4 protein-coding genes and 1 pseudogene are annotated in these 6,843 nt (G+C 47.2%); all 5 read right to left on the reverse strand.

Annotated elements, in window-relative coordinates; genetic code table 11:
- Positions 1 to 2,376: SusC/RagA family TonB-linked outer membrane protein (locus tag VIP81_RS19075; protein WP_331964645.1), on the reverse strand; the 2,376-nt coding region annotated here is incomplete at its 3' end.
- A 12-nt stretch (positions 2,377 to 2,388) separates the two neighbouring features.
- Positions 2,389 to 3,435, reverse strand: coding sequence for a DUF5007 domain-containing protein (locus VIP81_RS19080; RefSeq protein ID WP_331964648.1), 1,047 nt, complete (start codon positions 3,433 to 3,435; stop codon positions 2,389 to 2,391).
- Between the two features lie 27 nt (positions 3,436 to 3,462).
- Positions 3,463 to 4,473, reverse strand: a complete 1,011-nt coding sequence (locus VIP81_RS19085; protein ID WP_331964651.1) for a fasciclin domain-containing protein — start codon at positions 4,471 to 4,473, stop codon at positions 3,463 to 3,465.
- A 9-nt stretch (positions 4,474 to 4,482) separates the two neighbouring features.
- Positions 4,483 to 5,991, reverse strand: a complete 1,509-nt coding sequence (locus tag VIP81_RS19090) for a RagB/SusD family nutrient uptake outer membrane protein (protein ID WP_331964654.1) — start codon at positions 5,989 to 5,991, stop codon at positions 4,483 to 4,485.
- An 11-nt stretch (positions 5,992 to 6,002) separates the two neighbouring features.
- Positions 6,003 to 6,843, reverse strand: a pseudogene (locus VIP81_RS19095) (SusC/RagA family TonB-linked outer membrane protein); the annotation flags it as partial.

A 6,843-nucleotide genomic window follows, 5' to 3' on the forward strand; every position in this document is an offset into this window, starting at 1 on the left:
CATCTGCGTAGCACCACCTGGTAAAGACAACAATACATCCCGGTTGATCGCCGCATTCAGGTTGAGGGTCCAATTAACTTTAGACGTAGACTTGAACGGCCGGAACGTCACGCTGGCTTCATAGCCATAGTTATACAATGATGCATCATTGGTATAAGTAGAGGAAAATCCGGTAGAAGTAGCAAGCGGACGGGAATACAGCATGTTATATACTGTTTTCGTATAGGCGTCAAAGGTAAGCGCCACCCTCCCGTTGAACACACTCATATCAAATCCGTAGTTGAACTGTTCTACCTTCTCCGGCTTCAGATATGGATTAGGCATCAGTCCCAGGTGCGGCGAAATACGCGTCACGCCATTATAGTTGCCCGCTACATCATACCAGCCCAATGAGGCGTAGATATCTGTGGTGGGTCGTAAGTTCACACCATAACTGAAACGCACATCCCCGAAGTCCAGCCACTTCTTATCTTCAAATAATTTCTCTTTATTAAAATTATAACGGAAACCTACGGAAGGGCTCTTTGCCCACCGTTCTTTCACGCCGGAATAAGAGTTACCATCTGCGCGGTAATTCAGGTTGATAACATACTTTTTATTGTAGTCGTAGCTAAAGTTGGCGGCAAGGGCCACGGAATGCACTTCAGAAAAACCACCGGCATCAGGAATACCACTCACACTGGAATAATAGGTATTAAAACCCAGCGGCCCGTGGTAAAAATCATTAGGGCCATTCTGCAGGTTGATCACCTTTGTCTGGATCTGCGATAAGGTAGCCTCAGAAAAAACAGCCGCGTAAATGCTATGCTTATCATTAAACGTACGGTTGTAGTTGATGGCAGTACGGTTGTATAAATTATCCTTACGACCTGTAAATCCATATACCTTTGGCTGATCAGAGTTGGCCAGTGCGGGTGTAAAAGTATCTTCCTGATCTGCGGTATAGTCGTAACTGGTATTTGTTAACAACTGCAGATGCGGTAACAGTTCGTACATGATATTGAGATACGTACGTACATCATAGGTACGGGTATCATTTTTACTCAGCATGGCGCCGGTAAAATGTCCTACGTTATTGAAATAGGAAGGGCCGGGCAACAGCGAGGAAGCGATGCTTCCACCTGCTCCTACATCTGTTAAACCATTTCCACTGCCTTTCAGCTTCTTACCTAAACCGGCAGACAAATAGCCGGACACCTGTAGTCTTGGCGTAGGGTTGAAGTTGATATTCTGGTTCAGCGAGTAACGGTCAAAACCGGTGTTCTTAATTACCCCACGCTCATTGTAGAAGTTAACGTTCGTTTTATAGTTCAGCTTCTGATCACCTCCACTCACGGATACATTATGTGTTTGGTTGTAGGTGACCTGGTAATAAATATCCTGCCAGTTGGTAGAATTATTATAGAAGGGATTGAGACTATCTGCCAGAAACTGTGTTTGAGAAAGCCGGTGAATCTCATCTTCATTCAGGGTATTCATGATCATGCCTACACGGTAATCACGCTCCGACATACCACCTATTGTTTTGCGCAGAGCGGGCGGAAAATTGATAAACATGTTCCCCGCATAGCGCACAATAGGTACGGCAGACTGGCCACGACGGGTAGTGATTACAATTACACCATTCGCACCGCGGGAGCCATATAAGGCAGTGGCTTCCGCATCTTTCATTACGTCGATCGACTCCACATCTTCCGGTGGAATGAGTGACAACGGACTGGTACCCGGACCGTTCGACTGAAAACCGTATTCGAATCCGGCGTTGGCGTCAACCGGCACCCCATCAATGACGTATAGGGGTGACTGTGGGGTCAGGTATGCATTATTGCCGCTTCCTTTTACCATTACCTGCGATAAACCACGGATAGAGGCAGATCCGCGAAATCCGGGAGCACCAGTTGTTTGCGAGATATTTAAACCTGCCACCCGGCCTTGCATCAGTTGTTCAAGATTGGAAACGGGTACATCCTGTATTTCCTTGGCGGTAATACGTGTAACCGATCCCGTTACTGTTTCCTTGGTGCGCTTCTGGTATCCGATCACCACAGATTCTTTCAGAGAAGTAGAAGAAGGTTTCAGCGATATATTAATGTTGGTTCTGTTGTTCACAGGTACCACCATCGATTCGAAAGAGATAAAGCGTAGCTCCAGCTTTGCATCCGGCGCCACTCTTACATTAAATTCTCCATTGGCATCTGTAATACCAATAGCTTTCGGCTTGCTGCCAGCGGTTTGCAGAAATACGGACACACCCGGTAAGGCAGTACGATCACTGGAAGCCACTACCCTGCCTTTTACGGCAATCAGTTTATCCTGTGCCACTGCCCCATTACCAATGAAAAGGAGCAGTAATAGTAATTGTATATATAACTTCATAAAAGGCATTGTTTAATCGTCATTGAAAATCGGGTTCCGGCGGAAATAGAAGGTGATCGTCCAGTCGCCAGGTTCGTAGATGGCGAAGCTCAAACCGAAATAGGCATCTTCCCGGGCACCGCCATAACCCTTACGGCTATATCCAAATTTGCAGGTGGCCATTCCATTGGAGGCATACGCGGTAGTGAGTCCGGTAAGTGGTATGGGATATCCCACGTCATATGTCATGGAGCTGTCTGTTTGTTTCCGGTTAAACCCATGCACCAGCTGATCCCATTTGGTATTATTAAACACAGCCGGGTTCATGCTTTTCAGGTTTTCATCCAGGAATTTAAAGGTGAGCGAATGACCGGATTCGCTGGTTTTATTAAAGTAAACAGATACCAGCGTATCGGTAAAAAGGCTGTCCTTCGCATACCGCATCGACTGCAGGTAGTTGGGATGATTAGTATAAGGCACGCGGTATGCAGCACCTACCGGTGGTTGCCGGATTTCCTGCATCCGTTTACGGGTATACTTGTCATATTCATAAGGTTCATATGGCACTTCTTTCAGCGGGCGGAGTCTAAAATCTTTGATGATACGTTCATTGCCCTTGTTCACTATTTTCACATCAAAAGCATAACCGGTATCCGGGTAGGTTTTGATCTGTGAAGAAGAGGCCGCGCGAAAAATCAGGTCACCCGAACCTTTCCGTATTTCCAGGAAAGGTGCGTTTACCCATACCCGTTTGGCTTCAATTTCATCGAGCGATTTTTCAAGGCCGGTATAGTCGCGTTGCCATTCCTTTACTTTTATAGGTGTAAAGAGTTCGGCCGGTACCTTACCACTACTCAGGTCCCGGGCATTTTCAATGGAAAACAACATGGGATAGGTAGAACCATCGGCACTGAATTGCGTTAGCTCCAGCGCGGTCCGTCCCAGCACCGGTTCATATATATCTTTCTTGTTAAAGCTGGCATCCTGGCTGAGATAATCTCTTTTCTCAGGTAGCTTTTTACAGGCAGTAGTGGTGATGGTAACTACCAGTGCGCATTTTAAATAATCTTGCCATTTCATCTGAAAAACATTTGTCGTTTATATTATTTATTGCTCCCTGATAGCGTTGTACCGGATCACTTCCGTCACCTGATATACTTTACCGCTCACATCTGTATAGGTATAGTTCAGGTTAAACAGCGAAGCTGCCGGATCAAAGAAACATGCACCATTATTTTGAATTTGCTGGGCCGGAGAAGCAGGAGCAGCAGTGACCATAACCGTATTATCGGCATGCACGGTGAGCCGCATCGCATACTTATCCGCTATCCTGTTGGCCATTTCTGTTTCCACGGTAGCCGCATCAATGGCTTTTAATTTTTTAGGATAAAAGTTCCACAGCGTGATGGTACCATTGGCTAAAGCAGCAGCACCATCTGCAAAAGTTTTCTGCTCAGAATAAAGATTCTGGTATTCCGAAACTTTTGCCACAAAGGTGTTGAAACCTACCACGTGAGCAGGTTCCAGGATAAATACCATACCGTTGCTGGCGTGTACATCGGAGGTAGTAGCGAATGCAGATACCCAAAATTTAATAAAGCGGGAACCATTCATGTGAGAAATCCTTACCACTTCAGATCCCAGTCCTGCAGCGCCGGAGGCGGTACGCTGCACCAATCGCAGGTCCATTACCCTGAGTGCTGCACTGACCATCGTCTTACCGTCCTGCCCCGCAAAATCTTCACTACGCCAGTTTCCGGTGAAGAGATAGTTGCCCAGGATGGAACGCCACGAAGAAGAGTCGATATCGTTCAGTGTAACAGCGGGTTGGTGAATAGTTTGACGATATACGTTGTAATTCCCTAATGCAGCATCCAGGCTTTGGTCTGTAGGCGCAAACAGGGTGACGCTATCATTGGTCAACATTTTACCTAGTCCGCTTTTATCGATCGCCTGCAATACATTTTTGAAGTTGCCGGGTTGTGAGCGGAGGTACTCGTATACCGTGCCCTTATAATTTTGTGGCGGTAATGCCTGCCGGTAAGTGGTGTCTTTTTTACAGGACACGATCACTACACAACAGAGCAGCAATAAGACAACGCTGATTTTTCCTTGCATAATGTATTGTTATTGTTGCCAGAATTTATTTTGTGTAATTTCCTTACCGGAAGACAGTACCTCTTTGGATACCGGCCACCACTGCGCTCCCTGTGCAATATCAGTGGGTTTGAAGCCTGTATAGACGCCTAGTTTTTCAAACCGCACCAGGTCGTACCAACGCCATCCTTCTCCCAACAATTCTCTTCTTCTTTCCTGTAGAATAACATCTGCCAGGTTGCCCAGTGCAGGGGTATAATCAGGTAAGGCGCGCTGTCCGCGTAAGCCATTCAACTGTAAAATGGCATCTTCATTTTTGCCGAGGAACACCAGTGCTTCTGCACGCAGCAATACCAGTTCTTCATAGCGGAAAATAACGATGGCCGATTGGAACATGCGCAATGGATCAGTACCGCTAATGCTGAGTTGTTTGATCTTTGTGAACATAGGTAGCGGGTTACCAAACCCGGTGAAATAGTTGCCTGAAGCTACTCCTGCCGCTGACACTTTAAAGCGGCTGTCATTGGCTTCATTAAATATGCGGAGAATAGTATCATTGGAAACATATATGTCCGGTGTAACCCGGGAGATGTAAGGCTCCGACAGGGTCCAGTCTTCAATATGTCCGCTGCCGGAAGATTCCTGGTAGATGCTGTTAAAGGGCAAGGCCAGGATGATATCAGCGCCTTGTCCTACGAAAGGACCACCGGCAGATGTCAGCGTAGTGGCATCCACATAAGAGTACCCACCCCGCGATTTATTATCGATCGCAATATGTGCATACTTTTCTGCCGCCAGGTAATCACCTTGCCAGGCAGCAATATGCGCCAGCAACGTATAGGCGGCACCTTTACTCGCAATCAGTCCCTTCCAGCGTGCACCCTGCTGTCCCCAATAGGGCGACAACAGTTCAGGGGAATTGTCTGTGTAATTCCATGGCAACGCAGCTAATGCGGCCAGTGCATCCTGTGAAGCTTGTCCCAGTACTTTATCCTGACTTTCTCTCTTCACTGGTTTGAAACTGCCATCACCGGTATTGGTGAGCAGTGGCACATCTCCCCAGATACGTACGAGGTAGAAATAAGTAAGGGCACGCATGAAACGGATATTCGCAATGTCCAGCGTCATTTCTTCGGTGGTATACCGGAAATCGTTCTGGTGTACCAGCGATAATTTTTCCAGACAGAGATTGGCTTGTGCAATCACCGCATAAAACCGGCGCCAGTTCTTCCAGCCTTCAAGCGTAGCAGTAGTGGCATTCAGCTGGTTGGTAGCCACCGCATGGAGGTCACTGCGGGAAGCACTGTTGAAATCACCAGCACGCAGTTCTCCATATACAAGGTATGCGTTGTTATCTGCCAGCGCAGCACGAAACAAACCATAAGTGGCAAATACAGCGGAGCGGGCGTCATTTTTGGTGGTCCACATTTGCGCCTCCGGCACCAGGTGCGTAGGATTCACCTCCAGCGTATGTTTACAGGCGGTTGTCAGCATAGCTGCCACCAGTAATATTTTTATAGGTAAACGAAATGTTGTCATGTAGGATGCTTTTAAAAATCTGCGGTGATACCAATGGTGAAAGTCCGGGGTAACGGTTGCGCATATCCGCTGCTGTAACCAAAGTAATCTGCCAGGGCCGGATCACCACCGGAATAGGGCGACAGCGTGAAGAGATTCAGCGCGGTCACATATGCCTGCAGCTTACGCAAGCCGGTACGTTTCGCAAAACCATAAGCAGCCAGGTCATGCTTCAGCGTCACCGACTGCAGTTTCAACCAGGATGCCTTTTCATAAAACAAGGTCTGCTCCGACTGATATGGTTTCACCAGGCTCCAGGGATTGTAACGCGGATATTTGTCGGTGCCTGGAATCTGCTGCCAGAAAGTAACTTCCTTTACACCAGCTAATCCTTCTGCCCCTTCTCTGTTGGCAAAATCATAATGGTTAGCTACTTCACTGTTCAGCAAATAATTGCCCAGCGCATAGGAGAAAGACAGGTCTACTGTCCACTTTTTATATTGCAGGGTATTATTCCAGCCTCCCCGTAAAGGCGGTGTAGTATGGCCTTGCATCACCCTGTCTTTTTCATCAATCACATAGTCGCCGTTTACATCTTTCCAGCGCGGATCGCCGGCATGTAAGGCAATGCCATTATAGCTAAGGGCTTTACCTTTGTCTGATACCGGTATCTCATTATCATTTTTATAGATGCCTTCATTTTGCAGCAGCCAGAACTGATCGACAGGCTTACCCACTTCCAGGTGACGTTGCCCGTAATCCATGGTAGTAATACCATCCGGGAGCTGCAGCAGTTTATTGCGGTTGTATTGCATTACGATGGCGGTAGACCAAAACAGTTGCGGTGAAAACTTAAAGTTGCCCTGCAGGTTC

The sequence above is a fragment of the Chitinophaga sp. genome, from assembly GCF_036566945.1.
In the GTDB taxonomy this organism is placed as follows: domain Bacteria; phylum Bacteroidota; class Bacteroidia; order Chitinophagales; family Chitinophagaceae; genus Chitinophaga.